The organism is Crossiella sp. CA-258035 (assembly GCF_030064675.1).
Classification (GTDB): Bacteria; Actinomycetota; Actinomycetes; order Mycobacteriales; family Pseudonocardiaceae; genus Crossiella.
In genome coordinates this window covers 2,640,465-2,657,132 of the sequence record NZ_CP116413.1, presented here as the reverse complement: position 1 = coordinate 2,657,132, position 16,668 = coordinate 2,640,465, and the positions used below count along the sequence as shown (strand labels likewise).

Annotated in this window: 13 protein-coding genes; 5 read left to right on the top strand and 8 right to left on the bottom strand. The window is 71.7% G+C overall.

All coding sequences use genetic code 11. From position 1 onward, the window contains the following. Positions 1–68: 68 nt before the first annotated feature. Positions 69–1,232, top strand: coding sequence for a sensor histidine kinase (locus N8J89_RS12215; RefSeq protein WP_283664449.1), 1,164 nt, complete (start codon positions 69–71; stop codon positions 1,230–1,232). Next, positions 1,229–1,876: a response regulator gene (locus N8J89_RS12210; RefSeq protein WP_283664448.1), complete on the top strand. Its 648-nt coding sequence runs from the start codon at positions 1,229–1,231 to the stop codon at positions 1,874–1,876. The genes N8J89_RS12215 and N8J89_RS12210 overlap by 4 nt, the downstream gene beginning before the upstream one ends. A gap of 798 nt (positions 1,877–2,674) precedes the next feature. Here the strand turns inward: N8J89_RS12210 and N8J89_RS12205 are convergent. After that, positions 2,675–3,709 (bottom strand): PP2C family protein-serine/threonine phosphatase, encoded by a 1,035-nt coding sequence (locus N8J89_RS12205; protein WP_283664447.1) that lies wholly within the window; start codon positions 3,707–3,709, stop codon positions 2,675–2,677. Positions 3,710–3,932: 223 nt separating this feature from the next. Here N8J89_RS12205 and N8J89_RS12200 point away from each other — a divergent pair, with 223 nt between their 5' ends. Next, entirely contained in the window at positions 3,933–4,328 is a 396-nt protein-coding gene (locus N8J89_RS12200) for a MarR family winged helix-turn-helix transcriptional regulator (protein WP_283664446.1), read from the top strand. An 81-nt stretch (positions 4,329–4,409) separates the two neighbouring features. Here the strand turns inward: N8J89_RS12200 and N8J89_RS12195 are convergent, their stop codons facing one another. Next, positions 4,410–5,270 carry a helix-turn-helix transcriptional regulator gene (locus tag N8J89_RS12195; RefSeq protein WP_283664445.1) on the bottom strand — a complete coding sequence of 287 codons (861 nt, stop codon included), beginning with the start codon at positions 5,268–5,270 and terminating at the stop codon, positions 4,410–4,412. Between the two features lie 97 nt (positions 5,271–5,367). Here N8J89_RS12195 and N8J89_RS12190 point away from each other — a divergent pair, with 97 nt between their 5' ends. Both N8J89_RS12190 and N8J89_RS12185 read left to right on the top strand, forming a co-directional pair. Further along, on the top strand, positions 5,368–5,958 hold the full coding sequence (locus N8J89_RS12190) for a short chain dehydrogenase (protein WP_283664444.1): 591 nt from the start codon (positions 5,368–5,370) through the stop codon (positions 5,956–5,958). Between the two features lie 16 nt (positions 5,959–5,974). Continuing rightward, on the top strand, positions 5,975–6,352 hold the full coding sequence (locus N8J89_RS12185) for an STAS domain-containing protein (RefSeq protein ID WP_283664443.1): 378 nt from the start codon (positions 5,975–5,977) through the stop codon (positions 6,350–6,352). A 7-nt stretch (positions 6,353–6,359) separates the two neighbouring features. On the opposite strand, the gene N8J89_RS12180 is transcribed toward N8J89_RS12185, so the two are convergent. The 6 genes from N8J89_RS12180 to N8J89_RS12155 form a co-directional block, all read right to left on the bottom strand. Then, positions 6,360–7,700, bottom strand: a complete 1,341-nt coding sequence (locus tag N8J89_RS12180; RefSeq protein ID WP_283664442.1) for an ABC transporter substrate-binding protein — start codon at positions 7,698–7,700, stop codon at positions 6,360–6,362. A gap of 102 nt (positions 7,701–7,802) precedes the next feature. Then, positions 7,803–8,633, bottom strand: a complete 831-nt coding sequence (locus N8J89_RS12175) for an ABC transporter ATP-binding protein (RefSeq protein WP_283664441.1) — start codon at positions 8,631–8,633, stop codon at positions 7,803–7,805. Positions 8,634–8,641: 8 nt separating this feature from the next. Continuing rightward, positions 8,642–9,694 carry a FecCD family ABC transporter permease gene (locus N8J89_RS12170; RefSeq protein WP_283664440.1) on the bottom strand — a complete coding sequence of 351 codons (1,053 nt, stop codon included), beginning with the start codon at positions 9,692–9,694 and terminating at the stop codon, positions 8,642–8,644. Then, on the bottom strand, positions 9,691–10,656 hold the full coding sequence (locus N8J89_RS12165; protein ID WP_502868441.1) for a FecCD family ABC transporter permease: 966 nt from the start codon (positions 10,654–10,656) through the stop codon (positions 9,691–9,693). The genes N8J89_RS12170 and N8J89_RS12165 overlap by 4 nt, the downstream gene beginning before the upstream one ends. 878 nt (positions 10,657–11,534) lie before the next feature. After that, on the bottom strand, positions 11,535–13,154 hold the full coding sequence (locus N8J89_RS12160; protein WP_283664438.1) for a (2,3-dihydroxybenzoyl)adenylate synthase: 1,620 nt from the start codon (positions 13,152–13,154) through the stop codon (positions 11,535–11,537). A gap of 7 nt (positions 13,155–13,161) precedes the next feature. Continuing rightward, positions 13,162–16,590, bottom strand: a complete 3,429-nt coding sequence (locus tag N8J89_RS12155; protein ID WP_283664437.1) for a non-ribosomal peptide synthetase — start codon at positions 16,588–16,590, stop codon at positions 13,162–13,164. Between the last annotated feature and the right edge of the window lie 78 nt (positions 16,591–16,668).

Here is a 16,668-nt window from a genome sequence, read left to right as displayed (position 1 = left end):
CGGCGCCGGGGGACGGTGCCGGATCATCTCAGGGTCCGCCGCGGTGGCCGAGGGGAAGGAGCGGTGCGATGCGCTTGACCACCGACGAGCCGAGCCGGTCGCTGTCCCGGCAGTCGGTGCTGGTCGCGGCGGTGGCCCTGCTGACCGACTCGGTGCTGTTCCTGCTCACCGGCTGCGGCACCACCTGGGACACCTGGGTGGTGCTGGGCGCGATCGTGCTGGCCGACGCCGGCCTGGCCGGTCCGGCCCGGAGATCCGGCATCATGGCCGCCGTGCACGGAATCGTGCACATGACCGCGGCGATGCTGCCCGTGCACGGCAACGACGCGGGCCTGATGATCGCCGGATATCGGGCCGGGGCCTGGCTTTCCGGCTGGCACGCGTGGACCGCGCTGGGCGTGCTGGTGATCAGCAGGGTGGCCGTGCAGCTGATGCGCCGCCCCGAGGTCTGGCACCTGTGGCCGGTGGCGGTGCTCTCCGGCGCGGTGCTGCCCTGGCTGGTCGGCCGCTACACCACCGCCCGCCGCGCCCACCTGGCCGAGCTGGAACAGCGCGCCGAACGCGAACGCCGCGACGCCGAAGAGGCCATGGCCCAGGCGATCGCCAAGGAGCGCAGCGCCATCGCCAGGGACCTGCACGACGTGATCGCCCACCACGTCAGCGCGATCAACCTGCACGCGGGCGCCGCCCGCCTGAACCTGTCCCCCGGCGCCGAGGCCGTGGCCAGCTCCCTGCGCGCGGTGGAAACCGCCAGCCAGTCCGCCATGATCGACCTGCGCCACCTGCTGGACCTGTTGCACGGCGACAACCTGGACGGCACCCGCCAACCGGGCCTGGACAACCTGGACGAGCTCTTCGACGGCGTACGCGCGGCAGGCATCCCGGCCCGCCTGCGCACCAGCGGCGAACCCCGCGCGGTTCCGGACTCCCTGGGCATCACGCTGTACCGGATCATCCAGGAGATGCTCACCAACGCCTTGCGGCACGGGGACTCCCGCGGAGTAGACGTGGCCCTGGAGTTCCGCGAGGGCGCCCTGGAGCTGACCACCCGGAACACGGTCGCCACCAAGGCGACCCGCGACCCGGCGTCCAGCGGCCGACGCGGCCTGGCCGGAATCCGCAGCAGGGCAGGCATGTTCGACGGAGTCACCACCTACGGCGTCACCGAGGACGGCCGAACCTGGCAGACCTCGGTGACCTTTCCGTTGGAGCCACTGGAGGTCCGGGCGTGACGGTGCGCGTGCTGCTGGCCGACGACCACGCGATGCTGCGATCCGGGCTGCGAGCGCTGTTGACCACGCAACCGGACCTGGAATGCGTTGGCGAGGCGGCGGACGGCCGCGCGGCGGTGGCCGAGGTGGCCAGGTTGCGCCCGGATGTGGCGATGCTGGACATCCGGATGCCGAAGGTGGATGGGCTGAGTGCCACCGAGGCGATCCTGGCCGCACCCGACAACCGGACCAAGGTCGTGGTGCTGACGACTTATGACAACGACGAGTACGTGTACCGGGCGCTGCGGGCGGGGGCGAGCGGCTTCCTGTTGAAGAGCTTGCCGCCAGAGGAGTTGCTGACCGCGATCCGGGTGGCCGCGCGCGGGGACGCGCTGATCGATCCGTCGGTGACGCAGCGGTTGATATCGCGGTTCGCGGGCAGCATCGCGCCGCCCGCGTCAGCACCCGGGCTGGACTCGCTGACGGCTCGGGAGCGGGAGGTCTTGCTGTTGGTGGCCAGGGCGCACAGCAATGCGGAGATCGCGGCGGCATTGCACGTGGGGGATGAGACGGTGAAGACGCACGTGTCACGAATATTGGCGAAGCTGGGATTGCGGGACCGGGTGCATGCGGTGGTGTACGCGCATTTGAACGGACTGGTGTAGCGAATCCGGGGTGAAACCCACAAAGCGGGCCTCTCGTCTTCTCCGTACGGCCTGGAGACCGCGCACCGCATCCCGCCGAGCAGACGCTCACAGGCGCCGCCGCCAAAGCCTCGGAACGTGACGGCGGCTGCTCGGTGGGATGTGGTTCGCTGTCGGAAGGTCGTGCGGAGAAGACGAGAGGGTCGCGAGCACGCTGGGTCTTGAGTCGGCAGCCTGCCCCGCCCCGCAACCTGCTCAACCGGCTTTTGACTTGTCACACCCCTCCGGTGGTCTGCCCGTCCGGCGAGGACATTCTTTTGATCTTGGGGTTTACAAGCGAAGATCAAGAGCGTCCTCGCCGGACGGGCAGAGATCAAAGCATGGGGGGGGAAAATCAAAGGCAGAGACGCAGGCAAAGTCTTGAGGTTCCCCATGCCCGTCAACCTTCCGAAATCAAACCACATCCCAGCGAGCAGCCGCCGTCACGCTGCTTTGTGTTGGCGGCGGTTGCTGTGAGCGTCTGCTCGCTGGGATGTGGTGTGATCTCTCCAGGTTGACGGGCATGGGGAACCTCAAGACTCGGTGGACGTTTGAAAAGCCACCCCGTCGCTGGTTCCTTGTCGCGAGCCCCGGTCCTTGGTCGCGAACCTCGACCGCTGGTCCTTGGTCGCGAACCCCGGCCACTCGTCCCTGGTCGCAACCCCGACCGCTCGTCCCTGGTCGCAACCCCGTTCACTCATCCTCAGTCACCAACCCGACCGCCGGTGCTCGACCGCCGCCCCGACCGTCGGTGCGCGGGCTTCGCTTCGCCCCGGGTCGCTAGCCCTTCCCCGTCCAGTCCAGGCACACACCCACCGCGTCGTCGTCCAGGTACTGGTCCTGGCAAAAGGCGCGCAGGTCGTGCAGCAGCGCCCGGATCGCCTCGCCTGGGGGGAGGCTGGCGGTGGCGCGGAGCATGCGTTCCAGGTTGTCGGCGTAGCGGCGGCCTTCGTAGATGGACTCGAAGATGCCGTCGCTGAGCAGGAACAGGCGGTCGCCGGGGCGGACGTTGAACTCCTGTTCGATGTAGACGGTGCTGTCGAACATGCCCAGCGGGAGTTGCGGCTCCAGGTGGACCGGTTCGACCTCGCCTTCGCGGAGGCGCCAGATCCTCGGGGAGCCCGCGTCGATGGCGGTGACCCGGCCGTCGGCGATGTCCAGGCGGAGCAGCAGGGTGGAGACGTGCTGGCGGCCGCCGTACTGGGACCAGATGGCCTGGTCGGCCAGGGCCGCCTGGTCGGGGAGGCTGACGCCTGCTCTTCTGGCGTTGCGCAGGGCGTTGATGGCCAGGCTGGTCAGCAGCGCTGCGTCGACGCTTTCGCCCATGCCGTTGGTGACGGCGATGGTCAGGGCGTCGGCGTCGGCGGTCCAGTCGAAGTTGTCGCCGCGGACGGCGTAGGCCGGTTCGAGCTGGCCTGCCAGGCTGAACTCCTCGCGGTCCAGGCCCCGGCCGGGGAGGAGCTGCCACTGGATCTCGGCGGCCAGGGTCAGGCGTTCGGCTCGGCGGGCCAGGCGGAAGCGGTCGGTGGCGGCCTCGGCGACCTGGAAGGCCTGGGCCGCGGCGTGCGCCAGGTCGGTCAGCTCCTCGGCGGTGTTGTCGTCGGACGGGTCGGCGAAGGTGACCCGCAGCACGCCGAAGCGGTCGCCACGCACCGTCATCGGCAGGTACCAGGCCTCCTCGGCGCCCTCGGTGCGGCGCACCGGCTCCTGGCCGCCGAAGGCCAGGCCGGCCGGGGTGCCCGCGATGGCCATCGGGGCCGGGTTCTCCGCGCGCAGCGGCTGTAGGGCGAGCATCCGGTAGTCGGCGAGGAACACCTCAGTGCTGCTGGCTCCATACTCAGTGTGGAGAATGTCTGCCAGGACATCACCCAGATCGTGCGCCGGGGCGCAGAGCATGGCACGCTCAGCGAAGGCGAGACGGTTGGTTCGCATGTCACGACACCTGCCTGAGTGGAGTACTGCCCTGGTTCGGAACCACAGTCACCATCCGGCCGAGCTTGCGGCCGCGGTGGAGGCTGCGGCGGAAACACTGGTCATCGTGTGGGGGCGTGCCGCGGAGAGCGTCCACCCGAAGGTATCGGCCTCGCAGCTGGGCGCGCTGGTCGTCGTCGAGCGGCACCAGTCGATCACGCTGGGCAAGCTGGCCGAGGAGCTCGGCGCGATCCCGTCCTCGGCGAGCCGGTTGTGCGACCGGCTCCAGGCCGCGGGGCTGCTGGCGCGGCGATCGAACCTGGCGGATCGGCGAGAGGTGTCGCTGGAACTCACCAAGGACGGTTCCCGGCTGCTGGAGCAGCTGCGGGGCGCGCGACAGGCCGAGCTGGGACGGGTGCTGGGCAGCATGAGCTCGGCTGAGCAGACCGCGCTGCTGAACGGGCTCGCCAGCTTCCACGCGGCATCCGGCGGGCTGGAAGCGCGGCAGGAGGACACGGCCTAGCAGCCATCGCATTCCCACCCTCCGCGAGCCAACCCAGCCAGGTCTTTGCCATGAGGCAAGGATTCTAACCTTAAGCATTTGTCATATCGCAAGCACCTCCCCGGCGTGCCGGGCAGTGCCGCTGAGCAGCGCCAGCGCGGCCGCCGAGGCAGACCCGGGCTCGGCGTGGAAGAGCACCAGCCGCTGACCGTCGGTGTCCGGCAGGGTCAGCAGGTCGTCGGCCAGGACTAGCGAGCCGACCCGCGGGTGCCGGTACTCCCTGGTGTGGCTGGCGCAGCCGCGCACCGGATGGCCGGACCACAGCGCGGCGAACTCGGGACTGCACCGGGTCAGCTCGCCGACCAGCCTGGCCAGTCCGGGGTCGCCGCGGTCCCGCCCGGCGATCTGCCGTAGGTCGGCCACCGTGTCCTCAGCCTTGTCCGCCCAGTCGCCGAACACCTCGCGCACGCGCGGGTCCAGGAAGAACAGCCTGGCCCAGTTGGGGCGGGTGGCCGGGTCCTCGGGGGCGTGGAAGTCCAGGTGGTCGGCCAGCAGGGTGTGCGCCAGCGGGTTCCAGGCCAGCACGTGGGTGTGCCGGCCCAGGATCAGCGCGGGCAGGTTGACTGTGCTCACCAGGCTGCGCAGGTGGGGCTGGAGGTGTTCCGGGCCGCGCCTGCGGCCGGCCTTGGGCCTGGGGCGGGCCAGGGTGTGCAGGTGGGCGCGTTCGTCGGCGTCCAGGCGCAGCGCGGCGGCCAGCGCGTCCAGCACCGACTCGGAGGCGTTGTGGTTCAGGCCCTGTTCCAGGCGGGTGTAGTAGCCGACGCTCACCCCGGCCAGCTGGGCCAGTTCCTCGCGGCGCAAGCCCGGCACGCGCCGCCGGTCACCGTAGTCGGTGAGCCCGGCGGCGGCCGGCGTCAGCCGCGCCCGGCGTGACCGCAGGAACTCGCCCAGCACCGTGTCCATGCCTTCAGCATCCTGCACCTGACAGGGGCAGGCACGCCCACCCGTCGGCGGCCACGATCGAGGACGTGTTGTTCGGCGAGTCGGTGCTGGAGGTCTGGTGAAGGTGTTGGTGGTGGGGGCGTCCGGGACCATCGGGACGGCGGTGGTGCGGGCCTTGCGGGCGCGGGGGCATTCAGTGGTGGGGGCTTCCCGGTCGAGTGAACCTGTGGTGGATCTGACGCGGGCGGAGTCGGTGGTGGCGTTGCTCGATGGAGTGGCGGAGCTGGACGCGGTGGTGTGCTGTGCGGCCAGCGGCGGGCTGACCCTGGTGCACGAAGGTGACGAGGCGGAGTTCACCACTGGGCTGGAGGGGAAACTGCTCGGGCAGGTGCGGTTGCTGCGCGCCGCGATCCCCCGGTTGCGGGACGGCGGGTCGGTCACGTTGACCGGCGGCACGTTCACCGAACCGTTGCCAGGGGCCAGTTTCGGCGCGTTGATCAACGCGGGGCTGGCCGGGTTCGTGGCGGCGGCCGCGGCGGAACTGCCGCGTGGGTTGCGGGTCAACCTGGTCGCGCCGGGATGGGTCCGGGAGACGCTGGGAGTGGCGGATCGGGGGGTGCCCGCCGCTGAGGTGGCTGACTGTTATGTCCGGGCGATCGAGGACACGTCGCTCAACGGACGCGCATTAGTTGTCGCTCAGCAAACATAGGGGTTACGGTGAGCGGGTGATTCCAGCTACGCACGAACCCGGCGAGCCGCAGGACAGCCAGCAGATGTTGCGGCTGTCCTCGCGCACCACGGGTGCTGCGGTGGTGCTCACCGCGGTGGGCGAGGTCGACCTGCTGACTGTGGACAGTCTGCGTGCCGCGCTGGACGAACAACTAGCCACCGCGCCGAAGCTACTGGTCCTCGACCTTAGCGGAGTGTCCTTCCTCGCCTCGTGCGGACTCGCCGCGCTGGTGGAGTTCGAACGCGCCGCCACGGCCGGCTCGGTGAAGCTACGTCTGGTCTCCACCGCCCGCTCGGTCACCCGGCCGCTGGCCGCCACCGGGCTGCTCCGCACCTTCGAACTGTTCGACGACGTGCGGGCCGCGTTGCACTGACCCGCACTCAGTTCCCGCTGCGGCCGATCCGGGCCGCCCAGGCCTGGTCGAGGTACCCCGCACCGGTGGGCGCCCCAGTGATGCGGTGGTTCAGGTACAGCGTGTTCGGCAGCCGGACCAGCGGGATCCACCTGGTCCAGGCCGGATCGGCGGGCGTGGGCGCGCCGCTGACCAGCGCCAGGTCCGGCTGGTCCGAACCAATGCGGGCGGGCAGGCCGATGCGCACGCAGGCGGCGAGCACCTCGGCCGCGATCGCGACCGCCTCCACTCCCCCGCCGCCCTGGATCACCAGGTCCTGGCCGAGCGGCTCGGTCCCGGCGATGAGCCGGCGGGCCTCGTCCAGCACGGTCAGCGGCAGCCGGGGGCTGGGCCCCGCGGCCAGGATGGTGCCGCCGCCCTCGGGCACCGGTGGGTCGGCGGGCTGGGCCAGTCCGGCGAACCCCTCGCGGGCGATGGCCTCGCGGTCCAGTGCCAGGGCCAGCGCGCGGCGGCGGCGCGGGTTGTCCAGCGCGCCGCCGGGCACCGGGTCCAGTGCGGCGACGGCGTTGCCGTGACCGAAGTGGACCCGGCCGCCGGGGCTGCGGCTGAGCCGGACCACGGCGGTGGGACTGTCCAGGTAGCTGCCCTCGATCGAGGCGTCCAGCAGGCCGTTGACCAGCGCCGGACCGCTGGCGAAGGTGAACCGGACGGCACCGGCCAGCGCGCGGGCCGCCGGGTTCCAGTAGCCGTCGAAGCGGGTCAGCAGGATGTGCGAGCCGGGCGCCCACTCGGCGAGCCGGAACGGTCCACTGCAACCGTCCGAAGTGGACGGTGATCCGGCGGCGAGGTGTTCGCGGCTGGTCACCGTGCCGGCGCGCCCGGCCAGGGTGCGGCTCAGCAGCGGGTCGGGGGCGCGCAGCCGGAGGGTGACCTCCAGCGGGCCGGTCTCGGTGATGCTGGCGACCTTGTCGAAGCCGCGGGACAGCCTGCCGCCGGAGGCCCGGTCGGCCGAACGGCGCAGGCTGGCCACCGCGTCCGCGGCGGTCAGCGTGGTGCCGTCGTGCAGGCGGACGCCGGGGCGCAGCCGGTAGACGTGGGTCAGCGGCTCCGGGGTGCCGACCTCGGCGGCGAGGGCGGCCAGCGGCTCGCACAGGTTCGCGGTGACGGTGTCCTCAGGCACCTCGCCGCCGTGCGGCCAGTCCAGCGAACGCGGTTCGCGCGGCACGGCCCAGGTGAATCCGGCGATCCCGGCCGCCGCGGCCGGGGTTTCCGCGCTGTAGCGCAGCTGCACCAGTCCGGGCCGGTCCGCGCCGCACCCGGCCAGCAGCGCGCCCGCGAGCAGGAGCGCGGCGGCCGGGCGGCGGGTCATGGTGCCGATGCTGACAAAACCGCTGCCCGCGCGGCAAGGCTTGGCACTGTGGTCTTTGGGACCGAATCCTTGGGCCCCAAATGACCCACCGTCCACACTGGATCAGCCGACGGCGGTGACCGGGGTCTGCTCGCGGACCCGGCGGGCGGGCACCACCAGCGGGGTGCCGGTCTCCGGGCACGGGATGACCCGGCAGGCCAGGCCGAAGACCTCCCGCACCAGCTCGGCGGTGACGATCTCCCTGGGGTCGCCCTGGGCCACGATCCGGCCGCCGCGCATGGCGATCAGGTGGGTGGCGTAGCGGCAGGCGTGGTTGAGGTCGTGCAGCACCGCGACCAGGGTGTGCCCCCGGTCCTCGTGCAGGTCCGCGCACAGGTCCAGCACCTCGACCTGGTGCGCGATGTCCAGGAACGTGGTCGGCTCGTCCAGCAGCAGGATCGGCGTCTGCTGGGCCAGCACCATGGCCAGCCAGACCCGCTGCCGCTGCCCGCCGGAGAGCTCGTCCACGAACCGCTCGGCCAGCTCGTCCACCCCGGTCAGCCGCAGTGCCTCGGACACCGCGAGCTCGTCCTCCGGCGACCACTGGCGCAGCAGCCGCTGGTGCGGGTAGCGGCCGCGGGCGACCAGGTCGGCCACGGTGATCCCGTTGGGCGCGATGGAGGTCTGCGGCAGCAGGCCGAGCCGCCGCGCCACCTCCTTGGCCGGGTAGGAGGAGATCGCGGCGCCGTCGAGCAGCACGGATCCGGCCTTGGGCTTGAGGATCCGGGACAGCGCCTTGAGCAAGGTGGACTTGCCGCAGGCGTTCGGGCCGACGATCACGGTGAAGGACCCGTCCGGGATGCGCACGCCGAGTCCCTCGGCCACGATCCGGGCCTCGTAGGCCAGGGTGAGGTCCTCGGCGTGCAGCCGGGGTTCGGGGCGTTCCACAGCCATGGTCCGATCTACCTTCCTCGCCATTCGGTGGCCAGCAGCCAGGCGAGGTAGACCCCGCCGACCGCCGCCGTCATGACCCCGACCGGCACCGCCACCGGGGAGAAGAACCGTTGCGCCGCGAAGTCGCTGAGGGAGACCACGAACGCGCCCATCAGCGCGGTCGGCAGCAATACCGCGGAGGCGGCCTTGGTGAGCCGCCGGGTCAGCTGCGGCGCCATCAGCGCCACGAACCCGATCGGCCCGGCCGAGGCGACCGCGACCCCGGCCAGCGCGACGCTGGTGATCATGAGGATGGCCCGGCTGCGCTGCACCGGCACGCCGAGCGCGCTGGCCGCCTCGTCGCCCATCTCCAGCAGGGAAAGCCTGCGGCCGTAGGCGAAGGCGACCGGCAGCAGCAGGGCCAGCGCGACCGTCACCGGCAGCACGTGCTCCCAGCCCCGGGAGTTGAGGCTGCCGGTGAGCCAGGCTTGCGCGGCGGTGGCGTCGCGCAGGCTGGCGCGGCTGATCAGGTAGGAGTTGACCGCGATCAGGATCGCGTTGACGCCGACGCCGACCAGCACCAGCCGGGAGCCGTGCACGCCCTTGGTGAAGGCCAGCAGGTACATGGCCAGCGCGGTGAGCACCCCGCCCGCGATCGCGCCGAAGGCCAGCTGCGCCGCGCCCGCCCCGGCCAGCACCATCAGGATGCCGCCGGTGGCCGCGCCGGTGGTGAAGCCGATGAAGTCGGGGCTGCCCAAGGGGTTGCGGGCCAGGTTCTGCATGATCGCGCCACTGACCGCGAGCGCCGCGCCGACCAGCAGGCCGGTCAGCCAGCGCGGCAGCCGGAACTCGGTGATCACGTACTGCGCGGCCCGGCCGCCCTCCCCGGCGAGCGCGGAGAGCACCTGGCTGACGGTCAGCTCGTACTCGCCGATGGTCAGCGTGAGCACGCCGATCACCGCGATGGCCAGCACCAGGCCGATGGTGGCCGCGGTGCTGCGCGCGTGCAGCCGGAGCGAGACGGAGCCGCCGCGGCTGCGCAGCACCCGGCGCGGGCGGGGGCGGGTGGCCAGCTGGGTCATGCCGCCACCAGCTTCCGGCGCCGCACCAGCAGGATGAACACGGGCGCGCCGAGGAAGGCGGTCACCACGCCGACCTCCAGTTCGCCCGGCGCGATCAGCACCCGGCCAAGGATGTCGGCGGAGAGCAGCAGCACGGGCGCGAGGATCGTGGAGTAGGGCAGCAGCCAGCGCTGGTCGGGTCCGGTGAACCCGCGCACCATGTGCGGCACGGCCAGCCCGACGAACCCGATCGGCCCGGCAGCCGCGGTGGCCGCCCCGCACAGCAGGGTCACCGCGATGGCGCCGAGGAACCGGGTCCGCCCGACGTTGGCTCCCAGCGCCCGTCCCGCTTCCTCGCCCAGCGCGACCGCGTTCAGCGCGCGGGAGAGCAGCAGCGCGAGCACGATCCCGACCAACAGGAAAGGAGCCAGCTCGTAGACGGTCTCCATCTTGCGCCCGGCGAGCGCGCCCACCACCCAGTAGCGGAACTGGTCGAAAGTCTTGCTGTCCAACAGGATCAGCGTGGAGATGAACGCGCTGAGCACCGCGCTGATGGCCACCCCGGAGAGCACCAGCCGCTCCGGCGTCGCCGCCCGCCGCCCCGCCGATCCGAGCAGGAACACCAGCACCGAGGCCACCGCCGCCCCAGCGAAGGCGAACCAGACATACCCGGCGGCGCTGCCCACCCCGAACCAGCCGATCCCGATCACCACGGCCGCCGAGGCCCCGAGGTTGACCCCCAGCAGGCCGGGATCGGCGAGCGGGTTGCGGGTCAGCGCCTGCATGAGCGCGCCGGCCAGCCCCAGCGCGGCGCCGACGCCGAGGCCGATCAGGGTGCGCGGGATGCGCAGGTCGTGGATGACCAGGGACTCGGTGGAGCCGTCCCGGGTCCAGAGCGCCTGCCAGACCTCGGGCAGCGGAATGCTCCTGGCGCCGACGGCGATGCTGAGCAGGCACACCAGCACCAGCAAGCCCACAGCCACGACCAGCCCCGCACTGCGGGTGACGCGACCAGCCGAGACCACCGCTTGCCCCCTCCGTCATTCGCGCACCTCAACTAAGGTGAGGCTAACTAAAGGAGGCTGGCGGCTCAACGACGGGGGTCGGGTGAGCGGTTGCGGTCGGGTGTCGATCAGGACACGCGGAGCGACCGGTGTTCGGGCGCAGCCCGGGGTTGGGTGAAAACCCACAAAGCGGGCCTCTCGTCTTCTCCGTACGGCCTGGAGACTGCTGACCACACCTCCCCGCCCGGCCCCTGCAACCTGCCGCCGCCCTAGCCTCGGAACGTGACGGGGGCCGGGTGGGGAGGTGTGGTTTGCTGTCGGAAGGTCGTGCGGAGAAGACGAGAGGGTCGCGAGCACGCTGGGTGTTGAGTCGGCAACACAAACCCCGCCCCGCAACCTGCTCAACCGGGGTTTGACTTGCCCCCACCCTCCGGGGGTCTGCCCGTCCGGCGAGGACATTCTTTTGATCTTGGTCTTGGGTTTTCAAGCGACAGTCAAGAGCGTCCTCGCCGGACGGGCAGAGATCAAAGCATGGGGGGGAAAATCAAAGTCAAAGGCCAAGACGCAGGCGGGTCTTGAGGTTCCCCATGCCCGTCAACCTTCCGAAATCGAACCACATCCCAGCGAGCAGCCGCCGTTGCGTGGCGTGGCCTTGGCGGCGGCGCCTGTGAGCGTCTGCTCGCTGGGATGTGGTGCGATGTCTCCAGGTTGACGGGCATGGGGAACCTCAAGACTTCGGACAAGTTTTCGAAAAGCCAGCCCGTCGCTGGTTCTTGGTCGCTAGCTCCCTGTTGCGAACCCGTCGCCTGGGTTGTCGCCCGGGGGGATTCCGTGCCCCGGGCGAAGCCTCGTCTGTGTCAGGCCTTGGTCAGCCTGGCTGCCACCTCGCGCTTGTCGATCTTGCCGACGGCGGTTCGCGGCAGGTCCTCGACCAGTTCCAGCAGGTCGGGCAGCTTGTACTGGGCCAGGCCGCGGGCCGTGAGGAAGGTCTTCAGGTCGCGCAGGGCCGGTGCGTCGCCTTCGGGGACGATGACGGCGCAGACTCGTTCGCCGAGCATGTCGTCTGGGACCGGGATCACCGCGACCTGGCGGATGTTGGCGTGGGCCAGCAGGTGTTCTTCCAGTTCCTCGGCTGAGACGTTCTCGCCGCCTCGGTTGATGACCTCCTTGACCCGGCCGGTGACGATCAGGTGGCCGGTGGGGAGCTGGCGGACCAGGTCACCGCTGCGGTAGTAGCCGTCCGGGGTGATGGCGGTTTCGTTGTGCTTGGCCGCTCGGTAGTAGCCGCGGATGGTGTACGGGCCCCGGACCAGGAGTTCGCCGGTTTCGCCCTGGGGGACGTCGTTGCCGTTGGGGTCGACCACGCGGAGCTCGTCGTCGGCGCACAGGGGGCGGCCCTGGGTGGTGGTGACCAGGTCCTCGGTGTCGTTGGCGCGGGTGTAGTTGAGCAGGCCCTCGGCCATGCCGAAGACCTGTTGCAGGGCGCAGTTGAGCTGGCCGGGGAGTTCTCGGGCGGGTTCGGGGGCGAGTTTGGCGCCGCCTACCTGGAGCAGGCGGAGGCTGGACAGGTCGCCGTCCTCCCATTCCGTGGCCTGGCCCCACAGCATGGCCAGTGGGGGCACCAGGGCGGTGACCGTGGCCCCGGACCGCTCGATCAGCGGGAAGGCGTTGTCAGGGCTGGGGTCGGAGAGGAAGACCGCGGTGCCGCCGACGCCCAGGATGCCGAGCACGCCGGGGCAGGCCAGGGGGAAGTTGTGCGCCACCGGGAGGGCGACCAGGTAGACGTCGTCCTGGGTGAGCTCGCAGACCTCGGCGCTGGCGCGGGCGTTGAAGGCGTAGTCGTTGTGGGTCCTGGGAATCAGCTTGGGCAGGCCGGTGGTGCCGCCGGAGACCAGCAGGACGGCCACGTCGGCGGGGTTGACCTCGGGCAGGCCCGTCGGCTCCGCGTCCACTGTGGACAGTGCGGTGCCGGTGCCGCCGGGGTCGCCCAGGACCAGGACGTGCTTGACCGACGGGACCCTGGCGACCACCTCGCGGGCCAGGCCGCGGTAGTCGAAGCCGCCGAAGGTCTCCGGGATGACGTAGGCGACCGCTTCGGAGAGCTCGGCCAGGTGGCCGATCTCGTGCGAGCGGTGCGCGGGCAGGGTCAGGGCGGGGACCGCGCCGAGGCGGAGCAGGGCGAAGAGCAGCACGACGAACTCGGCGACGTTGGGCAGCTGGACGACCACCCGATCGCCTTGCCGCACACCGATCTCGCGCAGGCCCGCGGCCATCCGGTCGGCGGCGGCGTCGAGCTGGGCGTAGCTGATCCGCCGTTCGCCGTCCACCAGCGCGGTCCGGTCGGCGTAGCGGGCGCTCCAGTCGCGGAGCAGCTCGCCGAGCGGGACGTCCTGCCAGTAGCCCGCTTCGCGGTAGCGCCGGCCGTACTCGGCAGGCCACGGCACAAATCCGTCCAATGTGGACTGACTCTCGATCATCTTGTCCTCATTCGCCTGCGGTGCGGGACAGTTCGGCCTCGACCTCATCGGCCGACATCTCCTGCACGGCCAGGTAGATCTCGGCCACCTGCGCCAGCCTGCCGGGGGTGCTCTCCCGCTCGGCCAGCTGGGCGGCCATGGTACCCACCGACAGCGTGGCGAACAGCAGCTTCACCGAGACGTCCGTGGTGTCCAGCGCCTCGCGCAGCCTGCTGACGATCGTGGTGGCCAGCACCGAGTCGCCGCCGCGCTGGAAGAAGTCGTCGTCCAGGCCGAACTCCGCGCCGCCGAGCACCTCGTGCCAGACGCCCGCGATCACCTTCTCCAGCGCGGTGCGCGGCGGCACGAACGGCCTGCTGGTGCCCTCCTCGGCCCACAGCTTCTGCACCGCGCGCCGGTCGATCTTGCCGTTGGCGGTCAGCGGCAGCTCCGCCAGCACCAGCACCCGCTCGGGCACCATGTGCGGCGGCAGCGAGTCCCTGACCCGCTCGCGCAGCTCCTCGCCGGTGACGCCACTGGCGGCCACCGCGGCGACCAGGGCGGCACCTGGCGCGCGGGTCACCCCGGCGATGGCCCGGCCGACACCGTCCAGCGCGCCCAGCGCGGACTCGACCTCGCCCAGCTCGATCCGGAAGCCGCGCAGCTTCACCTGGTGGTCGCGGCGGCCGAGGAACTCCAGGGTGCCGTCCGGCCAGTAGCGGCCCAGGTCCCCGGTCCGGTACCAGTTCTGTCCATTGTGGACGACAAACCGGTCGGCGGTGCGCTCCGGGTCGCCGCGGTAGCCCAGGGCCACGCCGTCGCCGCCGATCCACAGCTCACCGGCCACCCAGTCCGGGCAGTCCCGGCCGCGCGCGTCCACCACCCGGCAGCGCACGTTGGCCAGCGGGGTGCCGTAGGGCACCGAGATCCAGCGGCCGGGCACCCCGCCGGTGACCTCGCAGACGGTGGAGTGGATGGCGGTCTCGGTGGTGCCGCCGAGGCCGACGAACCTGGCCCCAGGCACCTGAGCGCGCAGGCGGCCGGGCAGGTCGACGGTGACCCAGTCGCCGCCGAGCAGCACCAGGCGCAGGCCCTCGCCCAGGTTTCCCGCGTTGAGCAGCATGTCCAGCAGCGGCGGCACGCAGTTGACGATGGTGACCCCGCGCTCGCGCACCAGGGTGACCCAGTCCGCGGCCTCCCTGCGCTCGCTCTCGCCGACCAGCACGATCGCGCCGCCGACGGAGAGCGGGCCGAAGATGTCGAACACGGACAGGTCGAAGTCCAGCGCGGACACCCCGAGCGTGCGGTCGGCCGGGCCGACCTCGAAGCGCGCGTTGAGGTCGTCGATGGTGTTCATCGCGGCCCGGTGCGGCACCTCGACGCCCTTGGGCTCGCCGGTGGAGCCGGAGGTGAACAGCACGTAGGCGGGGACTTCCTCGTTGCCCAGCAACGGTTCCACCGGTTCCGCGCGCAGCGCCTCGGCCAGCCGGTCGGCGTCGAGCACCAGCCGGACCCCGGCGCGGGCGTGGATCCGCTCCCGGCGCGCGGCCGGCTGCTCCACGCTCACCGGCACGTAGGTCGCCCCCGCGGTGAGCACGCCCAGCACGGCCACGATCTGCGCCGGCCCCTTGGGCAGGGTGACCGCGACCGCCTCGCCCGGCTCCACGCCGCGGGTCAGCAGCGCCCCGGCCACCCGGCGGGCCTGCTCGGCCAGCTCGCGGTAGCTCAGCGAGCCGTCCGCGCCCCACAGCACCGCGGGCGCGTCCGGGGTTTCCTTGGCCTGGTTGAAGAACCCCTCGTGCAACCGGCGGCCGGAGCGCGGCGCGGCGGTCTCGTTGGCGGCCTCCCGCACGGCCAGCTGGGACTCCGGCAGCAGCGCGGGCACCGGCTGGTTCCAGTCCGAGTCGGCCGAGCCGAGCCAGTGCACCAGCGTGCGGTAGGCCTCGAACATCGCGTCCATCAGCCCGGCGGGGAAGGCCGCGTCCCTGATGTCCCAGTTGACCAGCAGACCGCCGTTGACCTCGGTGACCTGCGCGTCCAACAGCACCTGCGGGCCCTGCGAGATGATCCACACCGGCTCGCCGAAGCTGCTCTTGACCGCCTCGTCGAACAGCTCGCCCAGGTTGAGCGCGCTGGTGTAGACCACGGGGGCGAGCACCTGTTCGCCGTTGGCGCGGGAGAGGTCGCGCAGCACCTCCACGCCGGAGTAGTCGGCGTAGGCGGCGTCGGTGTGCATCCGGCCCTGCAACCGCCGGGCGTCCTCCAGGAAGGAGCGCGGCTCGGACAGGTCCACGTCCAGCAGCACCGAGCCGGTGAAGTCGCCGACCAGCTTGGCCACGTCGGCGTGGGTGTTCTCCCGGTCGAACAGCGGCAGGTTGAGCAGGAACCTGGGCTGCCCGCTCCACGCGGCGAGCACCTCGGCGAACACCGTGGCCAGCGCCATCGCCGGGGTGATCCGGTGCTGGTGCGCGCGCTCGATCAGCCGCTGCTTGTCCGCAGGTGCCAGCCACAGGTGCTTGCGCACGGTGCGCAGCGCGTCGCCGCGGTCCTGCTCGGGCACCAGCGGCAGGTCGGGCGCGGCGGGCAGCTCGGGCAGGCGGCTCTGCCACCAGCTGCGCGCCTTCTCCCAGGCGTCCTGGCGCAGCGGCGCGCGCTCGGCCAGGTACTGCGGGTAGCTGTAGTCGATCGGCGCCAGCTCGGCGCCCTGGTACAGCGCGGCGAGGTCGGCCAGCAGCACCCGGAAGCTGAGCGCGTCCGCGGCCACCATGTCCACGTCCACGTGCAGCCGGGTCCGCCCGCCGGGCAGCCGGGTGAGCTGGAGGGCGAAGACCTGCCCGCCCTCGATGTCCAGGATCTGGTGCGACCAGGCCTCGCGCAGTTCCGCCAGCCGCGCCTCGACCGCCGCCGCGTCGAGTTCCCGCAGGTCCTCGACGGTGAGCGAGTCGGCGCTGGGCTGGTCCTGGATGCGCTGGTGCCCGTCGTCGGTGAGCCGGGCGCGCAGCATGCCGTGCCGCTGCACCAGCGCGCGCACCGCCGGGATCAACCGGTCGGGATCAACGTCCCCGCCGTCGAACTCCACGTACAGGTGCGCGGCCACCGCGCCGAGGGCCTGCCCGTCGCCACGGCCCACCCAGTAGGCGTGCTGCATCAACGCCAGCGGGAACGGCGCGGCGCTGTCGAACCGGGCCGCCGGGGCCGAGGGCGCGGCCGGAGCCGCCGCCGGGGCGAGGCGCTCGCTGAGGAGGTCGAACCACTCCCCCAGGCTCGGCCGCTCGGCCAGCTCGGCGAAGGTCACCTCGATGCCGCGCTTGCGCCACTGCCCGGCCAGCCGCATCAGCCGGATCGAGTCCAGCCCCAGCTCGATGAGGTTGTCCGCGTCCTGGAGCTCCTCAGGGGTGCGGTCCACCAGTTGTGCCACTTCGCGGCGCAGGTCATCGGCGGTCGGGCTGCTCGGCACGGGCTTGTACTCCCTTGTGATCCAGGCTGCATGGCACACTGGCCTCTTGCGAAAGGAAGGCTAACCTAAGCAAGGTTA